The sequence below is a fragment of the Alteromonas sp. S015 genome (assembly GCF_036864485.1).
Taxonomy (GTDB): Bacteria; Pseudomonadota; Gammaproteobacteria; order Enterobacterales; family Alteromonadaceae; genus Alteromonas.
The window spans coordinates 71,643-96,551 of record NZ_JAZETO010000011.1; the positions used below are offsets into that span (position 1 = coordinate 71,643).

23 protein-coding genes are annotated in these 24,909 nt (G+C 45.4%); 2 read left to right on the forward strand and 21 right to left on the reverse strand.

Translation table 11 applies throughout. The features are described from left to right. Positions 1 to 276: 276 nt before the first annotated feature. The 8 genes from V7R42_RS18450 to rutA all read right to left on the reverse strand — a co-directional run bounded on the left by V7R42_RS18450 (position 277) and on the right by rutA (position 8,980). Positions 277 to 2,595: a TonB-dependent receptor gene (locus tag V7R42_RS18450; protein ID WP_334021978.1), complete on the reverse strand. Its 2,319-nt coding sequence runs from the start codon at positions 2,593 to 2,595 to the stop codon at positions 277 to 279. Positions 2,596 to 2,896: 301 nt separating this feature from the next. Further along, positions 2,897 to 4,387, reverse strand: a complete 1,491-nt coding sequence (locus V7R42_RS18455) for a CoA-acylating methylmalonate-semialdehyde dehydrogenase (RefSeq protein ID WP_334021980.1) — start codon at positions 4,385 to 4,387, stop codon at positions 2,897 to 2,899. A 19-nt stretch (positions 4,388 to 4,406) separates the two neighbouring features. After that, positions 4,407 to 4,937 (reverse strand): flavin reductase, encoded by a 531-nt coding sequence (locus V7R42_RS18460; RefSeq protein WP_334021983.1) that lies wholly within the window; start codon positions 4,935 to 4,937, stop codon positions 4,407 to 4,409. A 22-nt stretch (positions 4,938 to 4,959) separates the two neighbouring features. Further along, positions 4,960 to 5,580 (reverse strand): malonic semialdehyde reductase, encoded by a 621-nt coding sequence (locus tag V7R42_RS18465; RefSeq protein WP_334021986.1) that lies wholly within the window; start codon positions 5,578 to 5,580, stop codon positions 4,960 to 4,962. A gap of 169 nt (positions 5,581 to 5,749) precedes the next feature. Further along, positions 5,750 to 6,586 carry a pyrimidine utilization protein D gene (rutD, locus tag V7R42_RS18470; RefSeq protein WP_334021988.1) on the reverse strand — a complete coding sequence of 279 codons (837 nt, stop codon included), beginning with the start codon at positions 6,584 to 6,586 and terminating at the stop codon, positions 5,750 to 5,752. 58 nt (positions 6,587 to 6,644) lie between these two features. Continuing rightward, positions 6,645 to 7,028, reverse strand: coding sequence for a pyrimidine utilization protein C (gene rutC / locus V7R42_RS18475; RefSeq protein ID WP_014950778.1), 384 nt, complete (start codon positions 7,026 to 7,028; stop codon positions 6,645 to 6,647). A gap of 129 nt (positions 7,029 to 7,157) precedes the next feature. Then, complete coding sequence (gene rutB, locus V7R42_RS18480; RefSeq protein WP_334021991.1) at positions 7,158 to 7,892, reverse strand: pyrimidine utilization protein B; 735 nt, start codon at positions 7,890 to 7,892, stop codon at positions 7,158 to 7,160. Beyond that, the gene (gene rutA, locus V7R42_RS18485) at positions 7,892 to 8,980 is read right to left on the reverse strand and encodes a pyrimidine utilization protein A (RefSeq protein WP_334021993.1); all 1,089 of its coding nucleotides are present in this window, start codon (positions 8,978 to 8,980) and stop codon (positions 7,892 to 7,894) included. Before rutA ends, rutB begins: the two co-directional genes overlap by 1 nt. Before the next feature lie 310 nt (positions 8,981 to 9,290). Between rutA and rutR the strand changes: the two genes are divergently transcribed. Continuing rightward, a complete protein-coding gene (gene rutR, locus V7R42_RS18490) occupies positions 9,291 to 9,962 on the forward strand; it encodes an HTH-type transcriptional regulator RutR (protein ID WP_334021996.1) in 672 nt (223 codons plus the stop codon). 85 nt (positions 9,963 to 10,047) lie between these two features. Then, a complete protein-coding gene (locus tag V7R42_RS18495; protein ID WP_334021998.1) occupies positions 10,048 to 10,266 on the forward strand; it encodes a VF530 family protein in 219 nt (72 codons plus the stop codon). Between the two features lie 81 nt (positions 10,267 to 10,347). On the opposite strand, the gene V7R42_RS18500 is transcribed toward V7R42_RS18495, so the two are convergent. From V7R42_RS18500 to V7R42_RS18560, 13 genes are all read right to left on the reverse strand, one after another. Then, on the reverse strand, positions 10,348 to 11,238 hold the full coding sequence (locus V7R42_RS18500) for an MBL fold metallo-hydrolase (protein ID WP_334022000.1): 891 nt from the start codon (positions 11,236 to 11,238) through the stop codon (positions 10,348 to 10,350). A gap of 63 nt (positions 11,239 to 11,301) precedes the next feature. Further along, positions 11,302 to 11,550: a DUF1653 domain-containing protein gene (locus V7R42_RS18505; RefSeq protein WP_334022002.1), complete on the reverse strand. Its 249-nt coding sequence runs from the start codon at positions 11,548 to 11,550 to the stop codon at positions 11,302 to 11,304. A gap of 87 nt (positions 11,551 to 11,637) precedes the next feature. Continuing rightward, on the reverse strand, positions 11,638 to 11,835 hold the full coding sequence (locus V7R42_RS18510) for a hypothetical protein (RefSeq protein WP_334022005.1): 198 nt from the start codon (positions 11,833 to 11,835) through the stop codon (positions 11,638 to 11,640). Between the two features lie 143 nt (positions 11,836 to 11,978). Next, positions 11,979 to 13,052, reverse strand: a complete 1,074-nt coding sequence (dinB, locus tag V7R42_RS18515; protein WP_334022007.1) for a DNA polymerase IV — start codon at positions 13,050 to 13,052, stop codon at positions 11,979 to 11,981. A 293-nt stretch (positions 13,053 to 13,345) separates the two neighbouring features. After that, positions 13,346 to 16,927: an FG-GAP repeat domain-containing protein gene (locus V7R42_RS18520; RefSeq protein ID WP_334022009.1), complete on the reverse strand. Its 3,582-nt coding sequence runs from the start codon at positions 16,925 to 16,927 to the stop codon at positions 13,346 to 13,348. A 296-nt stretch (positions 16,928 to 17,223) separates the two neighbouring features. Next, complete coding sequence (gene nqrM, locus V7R42_RS18525; protein WP_014950791.1) at positions 17,224 to 17,457, reverse strand: (Na+)-NQR maturation NqrM; 234 nt, start codon at positions 17,455 to 17,457, stop codon at positions 17,224 to 17,226. Positions 17,458 to 17,466: 9 nt separating this feature from the next. Beyond that, entirely contained in the window at positions 17,467 to 18,492 is a 1,026-nt protein-coding gene (locus tag V7R42_RS18530) for an FAD:protein FMN transferase (RefSeq protein WP_334022012.1), read from the reverse strand. A gap of 120 nt (positions 18,493 to 18,612) precedes the next feature. Next, positions 18,613 to 19,845 carry an NADH:ubiquinone reductase (Na(+)-transporting) subunit F gene (gene nqrF / locus V7R42_RS18535; protein WP_071815998.1) on the reverse strand — a complete coding sequence of 411 codons (1,233 nt, stop codon included), beginning with the start codon at positions 19,843 to 19,845 and terminating at the stop codon, positions 18,613 to 18,615. Between the two features lie 20 nt (positions 19,846 to 19,865). Next, a complete protein-coding gene (gene nqrE, locus V7R42_RS18540; protein WP_014950794.1) occupies positions 19,866 to 20,474 on the reverse strand; it encodes an NADH:ubiquinone reductase (Na(+)-transporting) subunit E in 609 nt (202 codons plus the stop codon). 3 nt (positions 20,475 to 20,477) lie between these two features. Further along, complete coding sequence (locus V7R42_RS18545) at positions 20,478 to 21,110, reverse strand: NADH:ubiquinone reductase (Na(+)-transporting) subunit D (protein WP_014950795.1); 633 nt, start codon at positions 21,108 to 21,110, stop codon at positions 20,478 to 20,480. A gap of 10 nt (positions 21,111 to 21,120) precedes the next feature. Further along, the gene (locus tag V7R42_RS18550) at positions 21,121 to 21,885 is read right to left on the reverse strand and encodes a Na(+)-translocating NADH-quinone reductase subunit C (protein ID WP_334022017.1); all 765 of its coding nucleotides are present in this window, start codon (positions 21,883 to 21,885) and stop codon (positions 21,121 to 21,123) included. Beyond that, on the reverse strand, positions 21,875 to 23,077 hold the full coding sequence (locus V7R42_RS18555) for an NADH:ubiquinone reductase (Na(+)-transporting) subunit B (protein ID WP_334022020.1): 1,203 nt from the start codon (positions 23,075 to 23,077) through the stop codon (positions 21,875 to 21,877). The genes V7R42_RS18550 and V7R42_RS18555 overlap by 11 nt, the downstream gene beginning before the upstream one ends. 3 nt (positions 23,078 to 23,080) lie before the next feature. Beyond that, positions 23,081 to 24,421, reverse strand: a complete 1,341-nt coding sequence (locus tag V7R42_RS18560) for a Na(+)-translocating NADH-quinone reductase subunit A (RefSeq protein ID WP_334022022.1) — start codon at positions 24,419 to 24,421, stop codon at positions 23,081 to 23,083. Positions 24,422 to 24,909: the final 488 nt, after the last annotated feature.

The following is a 24,909-nucleotide window of genomic DNA, read 5'->3' on the forward strand; positions in this document are numbered from 1 at the left end:
TTGTTGAGTTTGTAGTGCTCATAGCGACATTTAATAAACGTTGCTTCTTGATAAAAGTCGCTCTTCGTAAAGTATCTCACTCACGTTTAGCTTATTAAATGCTGCGTCTTTGCCTGTAAAACTAAAAGAAAAGCAAAAACACTGCCGTTTCGCACGCTTTGATAAAGCTATACCTACATACCGTTTTGTACTTTTGGGTATCTCGGTTGGCCACGTGTATTTTTTGGAGCTAGATTTGGCGCTTTATTCAATACGAATAAAGCGCCACTATTCTACTTAAAAATTACGTCTTACCGTTACGCCATACGTCCTAGGTTTTGCATAGGAAATCTGGCTAGTTCCGTAAAAACCTGTTACATCAAAGCCAATCAGTTCATGGTCTGAGTCAAACAGGTTATCTACGTAAGCGGCTAGGCTCCATTTGTCTTGCCCATCAACCCACGTTAAGCGTGCATCTGCCGTAGCATAGCTGTCAATTTCATGAGCGGTAAAATTACGCGCATTGTGAAAAGTTTCCGACTGATAGTTTGCCGACAGTTGAGCTGCCATATTGCCCTCAAAGGCATCCCAGTTGTAGCGAACCATGGCAGAGGCTTGATACTCTGGGGTAAATGGCGGCGTTGTATCAGCAAAGTACCCAGAGGCCACTTCTAGGTCTTCAACCACGGCATCGGTATAAGAGAAGTTAACCATTACATCTAAACTGTCTGTGGGGGTTAAGAACACTTCTAGCTCCACCCCACTAAACGAAGCCTCTTCATTAGTCACCACGCCCGCGTTATTCACCCATGAAAACGACTGATAATCGCTGTAATCATAGTAAAATACATTAGCATTAAATACGCCGCTCCCTTGCATAAAACTGTGCTTTAAGCCAGCTTCATAAGAAGTGAGCTCTTCAGGTTCATAAAAGCTAAAGCCGCCAAATAAAGGCGCATTAAAGCTTCCCGCTTTAACACCTCGGTTGACTCCTGCATAGTACAAACTATTCCCCACGCTGTATTCCAACTGAAGCTTGGCCGACCACAGGTTTTGATCGGTAGAATCAACCAAAGTTTCTAAAGACGTCGCAGTGGTATCAATTTCGATAACGCGGTCGTTAGTATTCTCGTTTTGGTACACATTACCCACAAAGTCTTTGTCTTCATGGGTATAACGTAAGCCTCCAACCAAAACAAGGTCGTCGGTCAAGCTATAGTCTATCTGCCCAAAGACAGAGTAAGATTCGGTTTCAAAAGACACCAAGGTGTTGTTTTCTTCACCGCCTAAGAAAAAGGTGGTGGGTGAACCCGCCAAGCCTTGGCTATAGTCCGTATCGATGGAAAGATAATAAAGCCCCCCAACCCATTTCAAGTCAGCAGTTTCACCAGAAAAGCGAAACTCTTGGCTAAACTGCTCTATGGTGCTGTTAGATTGGAAAATAAGTTCAGGTGACGCGGTTTGATCGGAGTCGAGGCCAACGGTACGTTTAAACTCTTTGTAATCAGACATGGCGAAGAAATCGAAGCTTTCAAATGCATAGTCTAACGTTGCCGCGAGGCCTTTTGATTTAATCTTGTTTTGATCGTCAAAGGCAAAGTCTTTGTTTACCTTATTACCCGCTCCATCAGGGTCGAAGTTACCGTTGAAGTCGCCGCCTTGCACAGGACGGAAAGGATCTCCATTGAAATTACCGTCTACGCACACGCCCGCTTGGATAGTGTCACAGCCAAGCGGGTCGTCAGCAGCGTAAATAACGTCAATCACATTGCCGTCGGCATCTTTTACTTCTGTGGTATTGACCACCTGATACGGGCCTTCGCTTTTGGTGGTATCAGACCAGTTACCGCTTAGTAGCAGCGCGCCTTCCTCACCAATATCAAACAGCAGCTGAGCACGAAACGCTTTAGTATCATCGTTGTATCCATCTTCACCGCCTCCCACAGATCCTAAACGGGTATCGGGTGCGGCACCGTCTTCATAAATATTCTCTAGGATCTCACCTTGCTGGTTGGTGAACCCAGAAAAACGACCATAAATGCCGTCTGCTAGTTCGCCTGATATCGCCCCTTCAAAGCGGTATTGCTCGAAACGTGCGGCAGTAAATTCCGCGTAGCCTTCTGTATCACCAGTGGGCTTGGCGGTGATTGTATTAACCAGTCCGCCTGTGGCATTTCTTCCGAATAATGTTCCCTGTGGGCCTTTAAGAATTTCGATGCGAGCTAAATCGAATAAGCCAAAGGTTTGTGCTTGAGTACTAGCTAAATAGCCTCCATCCACGTATACGGCAACAGGGGCTTCCGCCAAGTCAGCGTAATCGTTTTGCACCACGCCTCGAATATTGAAAATAGCACGCTGACCACCGATATCACCGGCCAACGATACGCCAGGGGTAAACGCGATAAGCTCAGTACTGCTTTCAAGGCCAAGGGCTTCTAGTTGTTCACCAGAAAACGCGGTAATGGCGATCCCCACATCGCTAATATTCTCGTTGCGCTTTTGCGCGGTAACTTCAATACTTTCCCAAACATTCTCTGCAGCAAAGGCCGCTGGCGCACTTAACGCCATTCCAACGGTTAACGCCAGCAGACGCTTGTGTGTGTTTAACGTATGCATGTTTTACTCTCGTTTATAGTTCTTTTTTAACAAGCCTTGCGGCGGTGTTGTCCCGATATTTTTATAAGAGTAACGGTCGACGTGAACTGCATATCGATTGCCACTGGGGTGCAAACCTAAGGCAGAACTGGAGAGGAACTGCCAAAGGCTTGCGGTTTTACATTGTTATTATTGGTGGCTCACGGCTGAGCCTAACTCTCTATTCTTTTACCTGCTGCAAATATCTATTTGCCATAAAGGCTGCTTAGCTATTTCACGAGGAAAAGTTCTTATGGGCAGTTAAGACCAATACACCAAGGTATTAACTTGGAAACGAAAAGCTGACTCCTTCTCGAACGCCACTTGAAGGCCAACGTTGGGTAATGGTTTTGCGCTTAGTATAAAAACGCACGCCGTCAGGTCCGTATGCGTGAAGGTCGCCAAAGAGTGACCGCTTCCAACCACCAAAGCTGTGATAAGAAACAGGTACAGGCAAGGGAACATTAATGCCTACCATGCCCACCTGAATATTGTCGGAGAAATAACGGGCAGCCTCGCCATCACGGGTGAAAATACACGTACCATTGCCGTATTCATGGCTGTCAATGAGCTGCATGGCTTGTTCCATGCTTTTAACGCGCATAACTTGTAGTACAGGGCCAAAAATTTCAGCTGTGTAGCTGGCCATTTCAGGCGTAACCTTGTCGATAAGCGTTGCACCTAAGAAGAACCCCGTCTCGTAGCCTTCTACGCTAGGGTTTCTGCCATCAACGACCACATCAGCCCCTTGCTCAGCCGCACTGGTTATGTAGCCTTCTACTTTCTCTTTGTGCTGAAGTGTAATCAGTGGGCCGAAATCGTTAGTCGCATCGTCAAATGCTCCTACTTTTAAGCTTTTCATGGCTGATTGCATTTTATCTACAATTTCATCTGCCACTTTGTCGCCTACGGCAACCACGACAGATAACGCCATGCAGCGCTCGCCTGACGAGCCAAAAGCAGCACCTAAAAGCTGATTCACTGCGTTATCGATGTCGGCATCGGGCATCACAATAGCGTGGTTCTTAGCGCCACCTAATGCTTGGCAGCGCTTGCCATTAGCATTGGCTTTTGAGTAGATGTATTCGGCGATGGGCGTTGAACCCACAAAACTCACTGCTTTAATGCGCTCGTCATCGAGAATTTTATCAACCGCTTCTCTGTCGCCGTTAATGACGTTAAAAACACCGTCGGGTAGCCCTGCTTCTTTAAGTAGCTTAGCTAGAAAAATGGCGCAGCTTGGATCTCGCTCAGAGGGTTTTAAAACAAAGGTGTTACCACACACAATGGCGAGCGGAAACATCCAAAGGGGCACCATGGCCGGAAAGTTAAATGGTGTAATTCCCGCCACCACACCAAGAGGCTGAAACTCGCACCAAGAGTCTATGCTTGGCCCAACGTTTTTACTGTGCTCGCCCTTTAACAACTGAGGTGCGCCGCAGGCAAACTCAACATTTTCGATACCGCGCTGTAATTCGCCTGCCGCGTCGTGGCTAATCTTGCCGTGCTCCGCACCAATTAACGCAATAATTTCATCGGCATGTTCTTCAAGTAAGCTTTTAAATTTGAACATAACGCGAGCGCGCTTACTCACTGGCGTATTACGCCACTCAGCAAACGCATTTTGCGCGCTAACGATAGCGTCGTTTACCGTCGCTTTTGACGCCAGTAAAACCAGTTTTTCTGCCTCGCCCGTCGCCGGGTTATAAACATCTTGCAAGCGCCCCTTTGGAGTACAGGTTTCACCGTTAATAAAATGGCCTACTACTTTCATTATTTGTCTAATCCTTTAATTATGCGTCTTTGCAAGCGCTGTGATAGCCGCGCTGATAATATAAAAGCGCGTCGGCTTCTGGGTCTTGCTTAATATCTACCACCTGGCAAAAAATAACGTCGTGAGTGGCCACACTTTTAACGTCTGTAATAATGCAATCGAAGCTCACTGCAGCATCGACTAGCCTTGGGCAACCGGTCGTCGATTCCACCCAGTCACCAATTTCAAAGCGTTCGTTCATGGGTGCTTTGCCACCAAACGTGTTTGAAATTAACTGATGCTGTGAGGTAAGGGTGTTGATAACTAAATGCGTGCTGTTTTTAAATACCTGATGTACAGATGCCCCGCGATTTAAACAAACCAATAAGGTTGCAGGGTTATCACTTACGCTACATACGGCGGTCGCCGTAAAGCCTGCACGCCCGTCTGGGCCAGTGGTTGTAACGACATTTACCGCCGCCGCTAAACTCGACATACCTTCTCGATAAGCTTCAGGAGTTACCGGGGGTAGCACTTCTGTTTCTGCGTTTTTTATTGCTGTAATAGTCATACAAATATCCTTCAAGTTGGCGTTACACGATTTGGCAGGCTTGCTCGAAACTTAAGCGAGGTAAGCGTTTATGTACTTTCTCTTTATCGCCGTAGCCAATGTTCAGTAAGAAATTCACCTTCCACGTGCTATCTGAAAAGAAAGTCTCGTTGAGTAATGTGGGGTTGAAACCAGACATGGCGCCAGCGTCAAGACCTAGGGCGCGAACGGCGCTTATTAAGTAAGCCCCCTGCATAGAGCTATTGCGCATGGCAGTCTCATAGGCCGCTTCTGGGCTTGAAGTAAACCAGCTTTTCGCATCTGCATAAGGGAATAACGTAGGAAGCTCTTCGTAAAACTCTTCGTCGTAGGCCACGATAACCGTACAGGGTGCGGTCATGGTTTGCTCAACATTACCGGTTGAAAGGCAAGGTTTGAGCTTTTCTCTCCCTTCATCTGAGGTAATAAAAACAAATCTCGCCGGGCTGCAATTTGCAGATGTCGAGCCTACTTTCACTAAATCGTATAGCTGTTTCAAAACTGCTTCTGAAATAGGTTTGTCGTGCCATTTGGTGTGGGTATGCGCATCGGTAAAAAGTTGAGATAGTCCAGCTTCATCAAGTGGGCTAGTTACTTTCAACTCAGTGTTTTGTGTTTCAGTCATTGTAAATTCATTCCAGTTTTATCAAATCTTTTAAGCACTGCGCTATGTTCTCTATTTTTGCGCTTAGCCCATCTTTAGGTGCTTTAGCGTTGACGCTATACTTGTAGCTTGCTCACAAAGCTCTCTCAGCTAAGAAATACCCATAGCCTGATGCTATGTCATGTTCACGTTAGGCCACTTGCCTTAAATAGCTGCGCAGCAGTTCATTAAACGCAATTGGGTTTGTAATGCTTGATGCATGCCCGCCGTATTGCATGACCGACAATTCTGCATTGGGCATAGCTTCAGCCAACATCTGTGAACGCTGCCACGGCACCAAGGTGTCGTCTTTGTTGGCAAGCGCTAACGTTGGTGTGGTGATAGCGTGCAAACTCTCATCAATATTGAACGTACTGAGGGCACCAATGCGGGCAAGCAGATTTTCTTCGTTAGGGAAATGGTTGAGTGCATGGGCCTCTTCCTCTTTCAAGTGGTCAGTATTTGCGGCTATCCAATCAGGCGGAAACAGCAGCAGCGCCTGAAGTTGCAGATACGTGTCTTTTCTGCCTGCGGCCAATAATGCTTTGCGTATGCTAAAGCAGCGTAATGTGTGCGGATTTGCACTGCTCCACGCATTTACCAGTACTAAACTTTGTAAGAGCTCAGGTTTAGACAAAGCAAGCTGAAGCCCTACCAAACCGCCCAACGCGTGACCAACAAAGTGGCACGCTTGCACTTCGAGTTGTTTAAGTAGTTCGGCGAGCTCATCCGCCATATGTGAAATACGGTAATTCTCTGGCAAATCACCCACGCTTTTATTCGTGCCATAGTGATCGTAAGTAATCACTCTGTAGTCTTGGATAAAGTCAGCCAGTTGAGGCTGCCAAAATTTTGCTGCCCCTCCCAGTCCTGAACTAAACACAATCGTAGGTGCGTCAGGCGACGTAAGACCGTGAATCTCGTAATGTATTTTGTTGCGCACTTCACGGTTCATATCCACGTAGCTTGACTTCGTATCAGAATGCATAAAGCTCACCTATATAAAACCAGTGGGCGCAGTTCGCGGGTAGTCCAAACATAACCGTCTACCCAATATGCGCTACAGACGCAATTTCAATTAAGGCTTCTGGCTTTACCAGCCCCACCTTAATACAGTAACGCGCCGGCTTTTCACCTGGAAAGTACTCGGCGTATACCTTGTTTACCGCGGCGTAGTCGTCCCAATCGGTAATGAAAATTGAGTTAAAGGTGACGTCATCCATAGTGCCACCCGCTTCTTCAATAACACTTTTAATGGTTTCTAAAACGTGGCGAGTTTGTGCTTCGGCGTCGCCAACGTGGACTACGTCATTGTTTTCGTCAAACGGTAAGGTACCTGACACATACAAAATATTGTCAGCCATAGAGCCTGGAACAAAAGGGGCTATTGGCGTAGATGTACCTGCTGGTATAATGGCTTTCTTTGGCATGTTCTTATCCTTTTCATTGCGCTATGAATGCTTTGTTGGCTAGCGCCTATAAATGGTTTATTTCAAATCGTGCAAACTGATTTATCGCGTTGTTGTATGTGTAGCTAATTGAAGCTAAGAAGGAAACGCCTAACTCGCTCTTTCAAACACTTCACAGAACTGCGCGGTGGTAGACACCCACCCGAAGAACGTCTGAATGTTGAAAAGTGACGCCTCGTGAATATCCGGCGGACCAGCTTGATATGCAGCATCGGCCAACACCACACCAAAATATTCCAAGTGAAAGCCATCGCGCAGCGTAGATTCCACACACACATTGGTTGCAATGCCTGTAAACACTAAGTTGCGAATGCCGCGAGCGCGCAGCATGCTGTCTAAATTAGTATTGTAAAAACCGCTGTAACGGGTTTTAGGAATAACGATGTCGCCATCTTGAGGCTTTAGCGCATCTACAAGCGCGTAATCCCAAGTACCCTTGGCGAGCAAACTGCCCTTAAGCTCTGGTTGTTTGCGCATGGTTTTAAGGGCATTAGACTTATACCAGTTCGGCGAACCTGGGCCGCCGGCCTCTTTGTAGTCAGCATCCCATCCATTTTGTAAGAACACCACAGGCATGCCTGCAGCCCGCGCGGTTTCAAGCACTTTAATGGTATTTTCAATGACTGGCGCCGTGGTGGACACGTCGAAACCCGCTTTATCTAAGTAGCCGTTTTTACTGGCATAAGCGTTTTGCAAATCCACCACAATAACGGCGGTTTCCGCAGGGTTTAGCGTCAAGGGTTCAGGCTTAGCAGGCAGCACGGGCTGCTCTGTCTGGCGCGCTTGAAAGCACCCCGACACTTCAAAGACTTCACCGGCTGACATTAGGCGGCTCCCGATGTGCTAAGCAAGTGCTGACGGGATTTCATTAACGGCTGAATTTTAGTGCCGAAATCGTCCATGCCTTTGAGAAAATCATCAAAGGTTAGCAATACACCTTTGCACCCCGGAACCGTTGCGATTTCATCTAGCATAGAGGCCACCGACTCGTAAGAGCCCACCAGCGTCCCCATATTCAGGTTTACTGCTGAGGTTGGGTTGGTCATATCGCGGATATTGGTGTCTTTACCCGATGTCTTATCAGCGGCCCCTTGTGTTGCCATCCAATCTAACGCTGACTGATCTTTACCGTCTTTGTAGCTCTCCCATTTAGCCATGGCGGCTTCATCCGTCTCATCGGCAATAACCATGATAAGTACCGCTGAACCTACGCTGCGACCGTGTTTTTCAGCAGCCTCGGTCAAGCGCGCTGCGGTTGGTGCAAAAGCGGTAGGTGTATTTACGCCTTTACCAAAACAGAAGTTATAGTCAGCGTGGCGGGCCGAGAAATCCATGCCCGCGGCACTTTGTCCTGCGCAGATAAGTGGAATTTTGCGTTGGGGTTTAGGCAGCATGCGGCAGTCCTCCATTTGGAAATGCTCACCTTTAAAATCGCTTTTTCCGGTTTCCCATAACTCTTTGACTACCTGAATGTATTCATCCAAGTATTCATAGCGGTTACCGAAGAATTCATCGCCCGGCCACATGCCCATTTGCGAATACTCAGGGCGCTGCCACCCGGTAACAAGGTTGACCCCAAAACGGCCGTTGGAAATAGAATCGATAGTAGTCGCCATGCGCGCCATAATGGCGGGCGGCAAGACTAGTGTGGCAGCCGTGGCATATAGCTGAATTTTTGAGGTAACGGCAGCAAGACCAGCCATTAACGTAAACGACTCTAAGTTGTAGTCCCAAAATTCGGTTTCACCGCCAAAACCGCGCAGTTTGATCATAGAGAGCGCAAAATCCATATCGTACTTTTCAGCCTTCATTACAATCTCTTTGTTGAGATCGAAGGAAGGTTTGAACTGAGGCGAATTTTTCGAAATTAGCCAGCCATTGTTACCAATCGGAATAAATACACCTATATCCATGTTGTACCCTCTGCTTGTATGCGTTTTAAGCGGTTTGCCCCGCTTTTTTTAAGGTTGCCGAATTCAAAAGATTGAAGCGGCGGTATACATAGTGAGCAGCATAAAGCAGGCCAATTTATTAAATTCATAAAATTCAATTATTTAAAAAATTTAGCAATCCAAATTGGACCTAATGGTTTAATTTGGAACACCAAGTCCAGTGCAATTGAACTTAATTGGTGCATATTTGTGCAAATGGGTTTATAGCGACGAAAACTACACGTAAACTAAGTACCTGATCACGGAAAATCCGGTAAAGAAGAGACGAGTAGTGAGTAAACCTGAAGGTCACATAATTACGAAATCAGCGAGAGCATTTAGCCCGACCACGCAAAAGCGAAGAGAAAAAGCGTTATTAGAAAAGCGCACCCGTATTATGGATGCCGCTCTTTCCTTGTTCTCAAAGAACGGCGTGAGCGGTACAACAGTAGAACAAGTATCGGAATTAGCGAATGTCTCTAAAAGTAATTTACTTTATTACTTTAAAAGTAAAGAGGGTTTGTACTTATCGGTTATCACCCACCTTTTAGATGTATGGTTAACGCCCCTTCAGAGCTTTTCAGCAGAACAAGCCCCTATAGATACCCTGAGCGACTACATTAAAGTAAAACTTGAAATGTCGAGAGACAACCCTGCCGAATCTAAGCTTTTTTGTATGGAAGTGGTGCAGGGTGCCCCTCTTTTAATAAAGGAATTAGAAACGCCGCTTAAAACATTGCTGGATGCGAAAAGCGCCGTTATTAAAGAATGGATAAAAGCGGGTAAGTTAAAACCTGTCGACCCCATACATCTGATATTCAGCATTTGGGCCATTACGCAGCACTACGCCGATTTCAGTGTGCAAATTAAAGCTGTCACCGGCAAAGATTTAAGCGATCCCGACTTCTTCGATAGCACGCTAAGTAACATTCAGCACATTATTTTAGATGGGCTAAAGCCTTAAAGAGGAATGGGGTCAGAGTAATGACTCTGACCCCATTGTTTGTGGTAAGCTTATACGTAGAGTAAATGCAAACCAGCGGCACATTATGGACCAACAACCCAACAATCCCCTACACGGCTTAACGCTTGAAAAAATTGTGACACAACTTCACGAGCGCTACGGCTGGGACGGATTGTATTACCGCATAAAAGTGAATTGCTTTAACAACGACCCTTCAATTAAGTCGTCTCTTAAGTTTCTTAGAAAGACCCAGTGGGCACGAGACAAAGTAGAGCAGCTCTATGTTCAAACGTTTGATAATTAGAATAGTGTAGCGTTTTACACTGACCCCATTCTTTGTAGCTTGGGGTCAGAGTCGTTACTCTGACCCCACTGATGTTGTTATCTAAGCGTCGTTGTAGAGTGTAGTTATCCACTTCTCTTCATTGATGAAATTCCAGCTCCAGTCGGCCCACTTTTCATCTAAGCCCGCCGCCTTCACTTCATCAAGGGTTTTACCGTCTTGCTTAAGTGCCTTAACGTAGTCAAAAGTTTCAGAGATCATAGCTAAAAACGCGGTGTATTCCTGCTTATTACTTATGTCGCCGTGACCAGGAATAATGACGGTATCATCATTAATTTTGGCTAACAGTTGTTTAACTGAATCCATATAACCTTCTACGTTTCCGCCTGCTCCTTGGTCAATATAGGGAAAGCGTCCGTTAAAGAACAGGTCGCCAGTGTGCATGACGTTGGGTTGCTCAAACCACACTACGCTATCGCCATCAGTGTGACCTACGGCTAAATGCATGACATGAAGGGTTTCGCCATTAAAGTAAATTTTAATACCATCTTCATAGGTAATGGTTGGCAGCGCTTCCGGTTTTATCTTTTCATCATTAGCAAGGCGTACACGCACATTCTCATGGGCAAGAATGGTCGCGCCTTTGTGACTATGGAAAAATGCATTAGAGCCTGTGTGATCGCCGTGATAATGCGTGTTTATCACGTATTTCGGCTTGTCACTGCCTAACTCACCAAGCTGTGCCGCTATTTTTTCCGCGAGGGGAGCAAATTGATCGTCGATGATCAGTACGCCGTCTTCGCCTGCCGAAACGCCGATGTTTCCACCAGCCCCCGTTAGCATGTGCACAGAGCCTTTTATCGCGGTCGCCTTAACTTCGACATCGGCAAATCTATCTTGTGCGCTAGCAGTGTTTAACGTTGAATATGCCAGCGGGCTCAAAGCGATGAACGCAGCCATAATGTGGGCGCTAAAACGAGGTGCAGTTTTCATTATTATTTCCTTGTAAGAAGCCTGTTTAAATAAGACCTCTTACACTATGACCTAATTTCACAATTAGATCATTTTTTCGTCATTAGGGATATCACCCACATAAGCAAAACGAGGGAGTGTTTCACCCTCTTTTTCCACTGACTCGACGAACATATCAAGAGGGCGCACCCATAACGCCTTTTCACCGTAACACGGGCGGTATACGACTAGCTTGCTTTCATCTTCTGAATGGGTGGCTATTTCGTAGACATCGTACAAATTACCTTTGTAGTGCTTGTATCGACCAGGGGTTTTAAGGTTTGTATCTTTCATGATGCCTCAGAGTTGACTATTGTTAACCTTCGTGTGCCCATTATACTTTGTGTCGACCGTGTAATGTAGACTTCGTATGTTAGCGACTTACTTTAGCTCTTTAGAATGCCTCGCTAATTTCAGAGCATACTTCAAAGGCAGTAGCCCGCCACCTACAAACACAATTATCCTCAAAGCCTCATTTTCAACAAATAATTGAGGGTTGAAGAAACAAGCAATCACTACAACGCTTGCTATAATAGTAAAGGTAATATCGCCCCAAAAAGAAATTTTTCTAATCTGCATTTTCCGTCCCTGTTTCTCGCTGTAACCTTTGCACCCTAAAAACCATATTAGAACACTAAAATCTAAAAGTTGTCTAATCACAACATTCGAGAATACATAATGCGCATACGACGCACTACTTACATTATAAAAAATGCTGGCGATTAGTAGCCTTCAAAAGGTAAAACCAGCTGTTGTGTAGATTGATCGGCGGCGAGCCCTATGTGCACACCTACAAGACGAATGCCACGCCCTGTTGCTCGCTCGAAAGCTTCCTGCATTAGTGTCCGAAAATACGCTTCATCAAGCGTGGCGCTGCGATGCTCGACGGTAGTCAGCTGAAAATCATTAAACTTAAGCTTTACGCCCTGCGTGCGAATACGCACTGGTTTACCCGTTCGCTTCTTGTGATTTTCCATTCGCTCTTGAAGCTTTTCAAATAAATGTGGCAAGAAGTTAATGCACTGCTCAAAGGTGTGGATGTCTTCGCTCAACGTACGCTCTACGCCGATGGACTTGCGTTCACGAGATACCGATAGTTCACGCTCATCGATGCCATGAGCCCGTTCCCACAGTACACTACCAAATTTGCCCAGCTCTTTTTGAATACGCTCAAAAGGATACTGGCGAACATCGTTACATGTATTTAGCCCCATGCGCTGAAGCTTTTGCATGGTAACTTTGCCTACACCCGGTATTTTCTTTAGCGGCATATCTCGCACAAACGCATCGAGCTTGTCAGGAGTGATAACACAAATACCGTCAGGCTTGTTTTCATCGCTTGCTACTTTTGCCACAAACTTACAAGGCGCCACCCCTGCTGAGGCGGTCAGGCCGAGTTCATTTTTAATACGCTCGCGTATTTCTTCGGCAATTAAGGTCGCGCTGCCGCCACAAAACTCACTGTTGGTCACATCTAGGTAGGCTTCATCTAATGATAAAGGCTCGATAAGGTCGGTATAATCTGCAAAAATCTTTCGTATTTTTTGGGACTCGCCGGCGTACACATCCATGCGTCCTTTCACTAGCGTAAGATTTGGACATAGCTTTAAGGCATAGGCTGTTGCCATCGCTGAGCGCACACCAAATTTACGGGCGGGATAGTTACAGGTAGAAATCACGCCACGACGGTCGGCACTGCCGCCAATGGCAATGGGAATATCGCGCAAGGCTGGGTTGTCGCGCATTTCAACTGCGGCGTAAAAACAATCCATGTCGACGTGGATAATTTTTCGCATTACCTGCCTTTGTTCTTAACGTGCTCACACGAAACTGTACAAAAAGACAGTATATTATCAATAGCGTTTAATTACACTATCTTGTTTGGGATTATTAACAAGATTGCTTCCTTGTTCCCTTTCTCTACATAGTGCAAATTTTAACAGAAGCATCTTTCGGCAGGTCACTTTCCCTCAGAACGTTACTGCTACTAAAGTTGTCGACAGAGAGCGGTTCCACCGACAGAGGTGTGTCACCGCTCAATCATGAAAACGCACTAGAGAAATGTGAAAACTAACCTGAGCTGTGTTGCTTAATCAACCCGACCTAACCAATACATTGCCCGTGCCGTCGCCATCATCACTTCAAGACTTCCTTCAGCAGATTTTCTCGCGTGTAGAGAGTGACTGCGAGCCGAACCAATCAACGATGGGCTTTTCCAGATCGGGATGCCTTCGACCGTCATTTCACTCAGTTGTGAAGTACCGTAATTTGCCCAGTAATCTTCATCATTCGCGGAAGTTACAAGAAGTGTCTGCTCAGTAGCCGTCACTGGATTTGCAACCATATCCACAATAGCCATATTTATCGTAGCGTCTGATATTTTGGTCAAACTAGTGTCAGTAACCTCAAACATAATTAGGGATTGATTCTGATTGTTGTAACAGGCTAGCTCTGCGGCAGCGTCATTATCAGCATTTACAAAGGTAAGACGTGCGCAAGCAATATCAGTGCTTGCCAAAATTGAAAACCCTGATGTTGTTGGCTTAAGCAATTGAGTGATGTCATTACCTTGAGAAAGCGCCACATACACATTGCCATTCATCGCGACAATATCAAAATCATGAAAGTATTCAGGCATAGTGTACGTAGCCAACATAACTTGATTGTTCACGTCGACCGCTTTTAACGTTCGACCATCAACATACACTGCATCATCGAAACCGTCGTTATTAAAGTCGAATGATTTAATAACTGAGACATCGTTCGAATAACTCCCTGTAATCTCATATTGAATAGAGAAATCATTCAACTGCATTGCAGCGAATGCGCCATCATAGGTTTGCGCACTAGGTAGAAATAAATCACCGGCACCGTCATTGTTGTAATCAGTAGTTACCGCAATACGCGAGCCATCCCAGTTAGAAGAAATCTCTTCACTCGTGATGTAATTTCCCGTGTTCTCCATTAGTAAAACTTTAGAGCCGTCATAGCCGCTCGCCGTGCTCGGTACGAAGAAAACGGCGCGTTCGTCACCAGGATATAAATCTGCCCACCCAGCCGCATTAAAGCTATCTAGCTGATGGGTAGTTGCTGCAGTTTTTATTGTTGCAGAAGTGGCTGTGACATCTGCCGTTACAAGTAAATCTTCACCAGAAGAAGTAGTGCCAGTGCCCCATAACAGTTCGTTAAGGCCATCATTGTCGGCATCGCCAAGGGTCAGTGAGGTCGAACCATGATCAACCATATCAGCGCTAAATAATGAAGTGAGCGTGTTATTAGACAGCTTCATGGCGCGGACATTGCCCCATTGGCAGTCCCCTACAAGCAATACGGGATCACTATCGTCAGTCAGTTTTCCTGCGCTAATGTCGCAAGTATTAAAATTCTCAATACTCGTAATCTGAGATTTATTTTGTGCAGAGTACACATAGATATAAGACCAACTATCCGCACCAACAATCTCATCAATACCGTCGCCATTTATATCAGCAACGGCAATGTGATGACTACCAAACCCTGAACCCAAGAACCACTGGTTTTCACCAGATCCAAGGTCATAGACCAAACCAGAGTTTGTAACCAGTTCTAACTGAGTGTCGGAATCTACATTACCCAGAGCAATTTCATAGGTATCTTCAGCGGTAAACGTAAATAAAGGTATTTCGGGCGAACCAAGATCTACCACCACAATATCACTGGCTTCACCATAGTCACGTGACGAATGTAGATAAGCCAATTCGTCGTCACCATCATTATCTATGTCACCAAGAACGGCGCTATGTATGAAATTGTCAGTCGTAATAAGCGTTGTTGCTGTATCGTTGATATTGGTAAGCACAGATACGCTATGCTCAGATATCACTAGAATATCGGGGTAATCATCGTTATCAAAATCTGTGCTGAGAACTTGCTTTAACTTTTCACCTTGCTTGATTATATAAGGATACATCCAGCTTTGGTTATAGCTGCCGTTTTGATAAGACAGCAAGAACACGCGGTTTTGTGAATCGGTGGAGAGCACTTCATTGTCGCCGTCGTGGTCGAAATCACCCACTACCATTGAATTGTTCATTTTAGGCACTTCAATACCCGAGCGAGCTAACTCATGAACCTCATTACTCGTCACTGAAACATGAGTTTTGACTACTTCAGCCCCCTCTTCGCCAGTTGAAAAGCCAAATGCGTAAAGCTGGGTTTTAAACAACTGATTGCTCGGTGCTTGCCAAGAAATCAATCCTTCTTCACTTATGGTTGCACCTGAAGGCGCTGACACTAATGTTGGTACTCCTTGATTGTCGCCAAGATCAGGGTCAGACACAATTGATCTGAATTCGATATATTCTCCTGGAGACACTGACTCAGGTAAATTCTCGAACGCCACTTGTGCTGGGGCATCTGACAAAACAATAGGAGTTCGACCTGATTCTACAATGTTAACACCATCAGAAACGACCATTGTCACTTCTACCACATCGTTAAATACAGCACGGTAGGCTGGAAGAGTATTTCCTGTAACGTCTTCTACCTGTATACCGTTGATATACCAGCGATAACTAACAGATAAGTCTCCCTCAGCGGTATCGCTATCATAATAATAGCTTGGGCTAACGGTTATAGGAGTCGTCGTATCTACTGATTCCCAGAAATCAAGTGGATACACGATTGGTGGGACGGACATGTCAGCAATAGCCACAAGCTGTCTGTCTGCGAGGTTGCCACCAATTAAATCATAGAGATCGATTAAAAATGCACCTATGTCGTAGTTACCGTCATTATCAGTGTCTTCTAAATAGCTAATTAAACCTTGATCGAACAGTAACATCGCGGTTTTGTCACCCGCCACAACGACTTCACCGATATTCATGTATGGCGAAAAATCGTCTGGACTCTCAACTTCAATAGCAAGTTTCCCTTTAGCGCCAATATAAAAGTCTAATTCAGCATGGTTCACCGTTTCGCTAGGATACGAAGAGATATCGAAATCGCCTTCCAATTTATATTGCTCTGAGCCTATAGTAAATGTCACATACTGGCTGTTTTTTTCTTCGTAATTTCCGTGAGATTCATTGAAGCCTCCGTCAATTGAAACGACACCAGACAACGTGTACGGTTTATCTTCGTAAGTCCAAGTAAGGCTATCGAAATACATACTGAATTTCACAGCGCTATCTGATGCGCTTTCAATGGAGATGGCCGTTGATCCGGAAATGGCTACCCCATTGCTTTGCAACCAACAATCTTGGTAATTCATGGCAATGATGCCTGTCGAAGTTTCTGATATCTTGCCATCGTAAGCAACACTACCGCCGTAATCGCAGGCGTATGTCTTCTTAATCGTACCGTCGCTCACGTCATCAGAGAAGTCGTGTTCTGCCATTTCTGGCAACGTTATGACGGAATCACTAAATAATAAATTGAAGGCTTCTTGGACCAGCTCCAGATCTACTTCTGCATCGGTTGTTTCGCCTTCATATTGGGCGTTTGCAATAGTCTTGGCAGCAGTGTGGAGTCGCGACGGGTTGTAGTCTTTCGCGTTCTTGATGATTGATGATGGTGAAACCGAAGAGGAATCTCCGTTTACCGGCCCCGCAGAGTTCGAACCTCCGCCTCCACAAGCCGCTAAGGTTAATGCGACTATACCGATAGTCCCGAGGCGTACACTGCGCGTCATAGCTCTTCCTTGATGTTTTATTGTTTGTAATTTATGAAGCTTAAATTTAGCCCAAATACGAATGTAGAGCAACGAAATTGGGTTGAGAGAAATAAAGTTCTCGAATTTAAAAGGCTGTCGCAAGCGCGTTCGCGTAGATAACAATCCCTTTGCTCGTTGACCCGCTAAACTAACCTAACTTTACATCGAATTGGCCATCAAAATTCTTAGGAATATGTTCACCTAACAGATAAAAAAAGCGCTGTCGATTTACTCAAACAGCGCTTTTAAAGTTTAAGCCTACAGTAGATTCAAAATCACAAAATTTGATTTTGCTTCCACTCGTTTAACTTTTTCTGGCGGGCCTCTTCTTTTTCCATACGTGACTTCTTACGGTCACACGGTTCTGGACAGTCACAGGCTTTTTCAATACCTAGTGCACCTAAGCCTCCACAGCTACCAGAGATTGATTTTTTCTGAAAAAGGTAACCTACGGCCATCGCCAGTACCATGGTTAGAAAGAAACCAAAAGCAAGAATGAATGTAGACATTGCTACCCCCTAATTATGTACTGTGACCAGTTTATCAAATTCTGGCGACGCATACTCTTCAAATCCGTCTTCTGTGCGACGAATGAGGAATACAGCAAGTTGTTCTTGCACTGCAACCGCTATCGCTTGTTCCCACCCCATTACGTTAAATGCTGTAGCTAAGCCATCTGACGTCATTGAAGAAGGGTGAATTACCGTAACCGAAACCAGGTTATGTGAGATAGGTTTGCCCGTTGTCGGGTCGATTAGGTGCGAATAACGCACACCATCTTCTTCGTAATAGTTGCGATAATCTCCTGATGTAGCAATTGCATTAGTACCAATAGACACCACTTTTTGCACGGCACGTTCAGTGGTAACCGGCTTTTCAATGGCAATCAGCCATTCACTGCCGTCGCCACGTTCACCTTTCACGCGCATTTCACCACCTATTTCTACAAGGTAGTTTTCAATGTTGTGCTTTTCAAGGATCTCTGCCACTTCATCAACGCCAAAACCTTTAGCAATAGTCGACAAGTCGACATAAAGCATTGGATGGCTTTTCTTTAAACCTGTAGGCGTGGTTGACAGCTTCTTATAACCCACGTAGTCGCGAATATCATCGATGTCTGCCTGACTGGGTACTTTTTCAGGCCGCTTAGTTGGGCCAAACCCCCATAGATTAACCAGTGGACCAACGGTAACATCAAGCACACCGCCACTAAGGTTTGCCAAGCGTAACGCCTCGTTTACCACGGTAAGCGTATCAGGCGACACGGCAAAATTATCGGTATAGCGATATTGGTTAAACCTTGAAAGCTCTGACGTTGGATCGTAGGTAGACATCATTTTGTTTACCTCAACAAGGCGGGCGTCTATTTCAGCTTGTAAGCCTTCTACCGGCGCTTCTGCTACAAGATATTTTATATTGTAGGTTGTGCCCATTGTTTGCCCTTGAAGGTGCACTACAGGCGTTTTTTCGTCGCTACAGCTTGCGAGAAGTAGAATACCTACCGCAACAAAGGCGAGGAAAATTCGAATAGCAAATCGAATCACGATGTTGTCCTTAGCTAATATGCACATTACTCAATCGCTATTATGTGCATTATGCGTGTTGCTTCAACGAAAAAGGGGCTTACGCCCCTTTTAATATGCTTGAGTTTTTAAGCGGGTAGCTTAGCCACCGAAGTCATCTAGCATGATGTTTTCGTCCTCAACACCTAGATCTTTAAGCATGTTGATTACGGCCGCGTTCATCATAGGTGGTCCACACATGTAGAACTCACAGTCTTCTGGTGCAGGGTGATCTTTCAAGTAGTTCTCTAGAAGTACTTGGTGAATGAACCCTGTGTAACCTTCCCAGTTGTCCTCTGGCTGAGGGTCAGAAAGTGCTACGTGCCACTCAAAATTATCATTTTCTGCTGCTAGCTCATCGAAGTCTTCCGTATAGAACATTTCACGAAGTGAACGTGCACCGTACCAGAAGCTCATCTTACGCTTAGACTTTAAGCGACGAAGCTGATCGAAGATGTGTGAACGCATTGGAGCCATACCAGCACCACCACCTACGAATACCATTTCGTTTTCAGTTTCTTTCGCGAAGAATTCACCGAATGGACCAGAGATAGTCGCTTTGTCACCTTCTTTCAGGCTCCAAATGTACGATGACATTTTACCCGCAGGTAGGCTTAGGTTATTAGGTGGCGGCGTAGCGATACGCACGTTCAACATAATAATGCCTTCTTCTTCTGGGTAGTTCGCCATGGAGTAAGCACGAATGGTCTCTTCGTCTACTTTAGACTCGATGTCAAAGAAGCCAAAACGCTCCCAGTCACCGCGGTATTCTTCAGGAATATCGAACTCTTTGTACTTAACGTGGTGAGCTGGCGCTTCAATCTGAATGTAACCACCTGCACGGAAAGGTACGCTTTCACCGTTAGGAATTTTAAGCTTAAGTTCTTTGATGAAGGTGGCTTTGTTATCGTTAGAGATAACTTCACAATCCCACTTCTTAACACCAAATACCGATTCTTCTAATTCGATTTCCATGTCTTGCTTAATAGCAACCTGACATGAAAGACGGCAGCCTTCGCGCGCTTCACCTTTAGTGATGTGGTCTAGTTCAGTAGGAAGGATTTCACCACCACCTGAGTGTACATCTACACGGCACTGACCACAGGAGCCACCGCCACCACAAGCAGACGATACGAAGTAACCTGCGTCAGCTAGTGCACCAAGAAGTTTACCACCCGGTGCAGTTTTGATTGCCTTGTCTGGGTCGCCGTTGATGGTGATAGTAACATCACCACTTGGCACCAACTTAGACTTGGCAAACATGATAATAAATACCAACGCTAGAACGATGGCAATAAACATGCCTACGCCTAGATATATTTCTACATTATTCATTTATATGCTCCCGAGCTCTATTAAAGCTGAATACCAGTAAATGACTGGAAGCCAAGTGCCATTAGACCAGCGATCATGAATACAGAACCAAGACCACGAACACCATCAGGCATATCAGCATACTTCAGCTTTTCACGTACTGCCGCTAGCAATACAATTGCTAGTGCCCAGCCCATACCACTACCAACGCCGTAAACAATGCTTTCAGTGAAGTTGTATTCACGCTGAACCGCGAACGCCACACCACCGAAGATTGCACAGTTAACGGTAATTAGCGGAAGGAAGATACCTAGTGCGTTGTAAAGCGCAGGGAAGAACTTGTCTAAGCTCATCTCTAGAATCTGTACCAACGCCGCGATAACACCGATAAACGTTAGGAAGTTAAGGAAGCTTAGGTCAGCTTCTGGGAAACCTGCCCATGCTAGTGCGCCTGGAGCAAGAATGTTTACATAAATAACTTGGTTAACGGGTACAGAGATACCTAGTACCACGATAACTGCAACACCAAGACCCATAGCAGTTTTAACTTTCTTAGATACCGCTAGGAATGTACACATACCTAAGAAAAGAGATAACGCCATGTTCTCAACGAAAATTGAGCGAACAAATAACGACAAATAATGTTCCATGACTTACTCCTTAGGCTCTACTTGCTCTGGACGGATAGTACGGATAAACCAAATCATACCGCCGATTAAGAAGAATGAGCTGAATGGTAGGATTAACAAACCGTTACCCTGATACCAGCCACCGTTTTGAACCAGTGGAAGGATTTCGAAACCTAAAATAGTACCGAAACCAAATAGCTCTTTAATTGTACCGATAACAATTAGAATGAAAGAGTAACCCAAGCCGTTACCAATACCGTCAAGGAAGCTCATCAGAGGTGGGCTCTTCATGGCGTAAGCTTCAGCACGACCCATTACGATACAGTTAGTAATAATAAGACCTACGAATACCGACAGCTGCTTCGATATTTCATACGAATAGGCTTTCAGAATTTGGTCAACAACGATTACCAACGACGCAATAATAGTCATCTGAATAATAATTCGAACGCTAGATGGTATCTGGTTACGAATGAGTGAAATAAACAAGTTTGAGAACGCTACAACGCTTGTAAGCGCTAGCGACATTACCAATGCTGTTTCCAGCTTAGTAGTAATTGCCAGTGCTGAACAGATACCCAATACCTGTAGGGCGATCGGGTTGTTGTCCAGGATTGGCCCAAAGAGGGCCTTTTTCATTTCTTTAGTATCTGCCATGAGACTTCCCTTATGAACGCCATGCTTGGTTCTTCAGGAATTGGCCGAAGCCTTGCTCGCCTACCCAGTAACGAATAGTGTTTTCAACACCGTTGCTGGTTAGGGTTGCACCTGAAAGCGCATCGATAGTGTGAGGATTGCTAGGGTTAGCATTTTTCACTACGCGAATAGCCACTTCGCCATTCTCGTAAAGCTCTTTGCCGTCCCATTTGTCCTGCCAAGCAGGGTTTTGCACTTCACCACCTAATCCTGGCGTTTCTTTTTGCTGATAGTAAATAAGCTCGCGAACCGTTTGGCCGTCTGCGTCTACCGCTAAGAAACCGTACATAAGATCCCAAAGGCCGCTGCCGTGTACAGGAAGGATGATACGAGATACATCACCTGCGTCGTCGCGAACTAAGTAAACACTTGCCACGTTAGGGCGGCGTTGGAAACCAACATTGCTGTTAGTTACCTTAGTGCTGTACTCAGTTTCTTTGGCTGCTTTATACATATCGTAATCTGGCTTAGGCGCTTCTACGAAAGTGCCTTCGTCAAGATTTACATAACGCTGTTCTACTCGCTCGCTATACGTGCTTTCAATTGCGCTATTGCTCATGCCCATTTCATAAAGGCCTGCAGCATTAAGAATGTTGCTCTTTTTATCTAGAGCTGCGTTTGTTTGTTGTAGAGAGCGAAGGCCAACAGCCGCGCCAGAAACAACAATTGAACAAACTAAACATACGGCTACTACTACACCGATAGTTTTGCCTAAAGATTCTTTCTTAGCCGACACGTGCTACCCTCCGCTTAATATTGCTTTGTGCGACGAAATAGTCGAACAGTGGCGCCCACAAGTTAGCAAAAAGAATTGCTAGCATTACACCTTCCGGGAAAGCTGGGTTTAGGACGCGGATTAGTACCGTCATGAAGCCGATGAAGATACCGTAAGCCCACTTACCTTGGTTTGTGAACGACGCAGAAACTGGGTCTGTCGCCATAAAGAACATACCAAAAGCAAGGCCACCGACAACAAAGTGCCAATGTGCAGGCATTGCGAACATAGGGTTAGTATCGCTGCCAATAAGGTTTAGCAAAGTTGCGAAGAACGCTACACCAATCGCTACACCTGCAACAATGCGCCAGCTAGCTATACGCATGTACATAATAAACAAACCACCAAGCATGATAGCAAGCGTAGATACTTCACCCGCAGAGCCCGCGATGGTACCGATAAAGCTATCCATCCACTGAGTCATATCAGCGTAATCTAGGTTACCCCAAGCTGCTTGGCTAAGAGACGTTGCACCAGAATAACCATCTGCCGCTACCCATACTTGGTCGCCTGAGATTTGTGCAGGATACGCAAAATAAAGGAATGCACGACCAGACAGTGCTGGGTTAAGGAAGTTACGGCCTGTACCACCGAATACTTCTTTAGCGATAACAATACCAAAAGTAATGCCTAGCGCTACTTGCCAAAGCGGAATAGTAGCTGGAAGTGTTAGTGCAAATAATACTGACGTTACGAAGAAGCCTTCGTTAATTTCATGCTTACGCACTGAAGCAAACAATACTTCCCAGAATGCACCTACTACGAATGTTACCGCATAAATAGGTAGCCAAAAACATGCACCGTAGAAGAACAGACCAAGTATACCTGCGTTTGTCAGATCACCACCCAAGGCAGTGAACAGGCCTGCTTGCCACATGTCAGGCAGGGTTCCTGCGCCAGTAGCGATAGCTTCTTGCGCCTGGAAACCTATATTGTACATACCGAAGAACATAGCTGGGAATGTTGCCATCCATACCATGATCATGATGCGCTTAAGGTCAATGCTGTCACGCACGTGCGTGTTAGCTTTGTTTACTTTACCTGGGGTGTAGAAAATGGTCGCCGCAGCTTCGTAAAGCGCATACCACTTTTCATGTTTACCACCTGGTTCGAAGTTTGGTTCGATTTTTTCTAAATACGCTTTTAAACCCATGACTTAACCCTCTTTCTCTATCGTGGTCAAACAGTCGCGTAAGATAGGAGCGTAGTTGTATTTGCCAGGGCATACATAAGTACACAATGCCAAATCTTCTTCGTCCAACTCTAAGCAACCCAACGTCTGAGCACCGTCAGTATCACCAGAAATCAGGTCCCTAAGCAGAAGCGTAGGAATGATATCTAGGGGCATAACGCGTTCGTAATTACCAATTGGAACCATAGAACGTTCTGAACCATTGGTAGTTGTTGTCATATCAAATTTCTTGCTACCACTTAGGTGACCTAAGTAAGCGCGTGTCACTGAGTGTTGGTTTGAACCAGGTAGGATCCAACCGAACAATTTCTTCTCGTGACCTTCTTTTAATAGTGAAACTTGGGTGTGGAAACGACCTAAGAAACCGTGTACGCCCATTGCAGTGGTACCGTTAAGCACAGAACCAGAAACAACACGTACTTCACCGTCTACTTGTTCGTTAGCAGTCAGCTCGGTCAAGTCTGCGCCTATTACAGTGCGCACTAGGCGAGGGTTGGTTGCTGCAGGACCTGCAAGTGAAATAACACGACGGTTATCTAGTTCACCCGTAGTTAGCAATGCGCCAATAGCCATTACGTCTTGGTAGTTGATGTGCCAAACCGTTTTGTTCATGCCAGCAGAATCAAGGAAGTGGATGTGAGTACCCGGTAGGCCCGCAGGGTGAGGACCGCCAAATTCTTCAACATCAACTGCCGCATCGCCAGTAGCAACAGAAGCACCTGCCGCTTTACAAACGTAAGTCTTGCCGCCGCTCAATTGCGTTAACGCTTTAAGACCATTTACGAAATTGTCTTGGCGCTCAGCAATAATCACAGCAGGATCGGCTGCTAGTGGATTGGTATCCATCGCTGTAACGAAAATTGAACTTGGAACAGAGTCTAGCTTAGGAGATTTGCTAAATGGACGCGTACGGAACGCTGTCCACATGCCAGACTCTACAAGGATTGACTGAAGCTGCTCGCGTGAAGCGTTCGCGATCTGGTCAGCTGCAATTTTATCAAATGTTACAGCATCGCTGCCGTTCACTTTGATAACTACAGACTGAAGAACACGTTTTGCACCACGGTTAACCTCTACCACTTCACCCGCCGCTGGGGCAGTGAATTTAACGCCAGGGTTCTTTTTGTCTTCAAAAAGTACCTGACCTTTCTTCACTACATCGCCAACTTGGACGTGCATGGTAGGGCGCATACCCACATATTCTTCTCCCAGAATGGCAACGCGCGTTGCAGCAGATGCATCAGCAATCTCCTGCTTTGGCGCTCCCTCAATTGGGAGGTCGAGACCTTTCTTGATTTTTATCATATGTAATCGCACTACTCTAATAGAAATACCCTTTTGCATGACCGCAGAAAACCTGCCTGTCAGCATGCAAAAGCGCACTATTAACAGGTGTAGAACACCTTTTCGTTTTTGATTGATGGAACTTGCTGCAATTGCTACGGTCAGCCTGTTATGAAGCCGTAACGCACAATTCCTTTGCGGACGCTTAACTCGCCCTTTCTTTATAGACCACCAGCAGAAATTTACACTTATTTTTGTTGTTGTGTAGCTGCATTCGCTGCTGTTGTTTTGGTAGAGACAGAAAAGACCCCTACTTAATTTCGGGATTTTAGCATTAACCCATACGTTTGTGCCACGCTATTTCAAGATAAAGGCAAATTTTTCTACAATTTAATGTAAACCTTTGGTCTTATTCATTTACATTTTGCGAATCCATACCCGATATCGGTTTATTATTAGGTACAAAAAAGCCGTCAAATCAGACGGCTTTTGCACATATTAGCATTAGG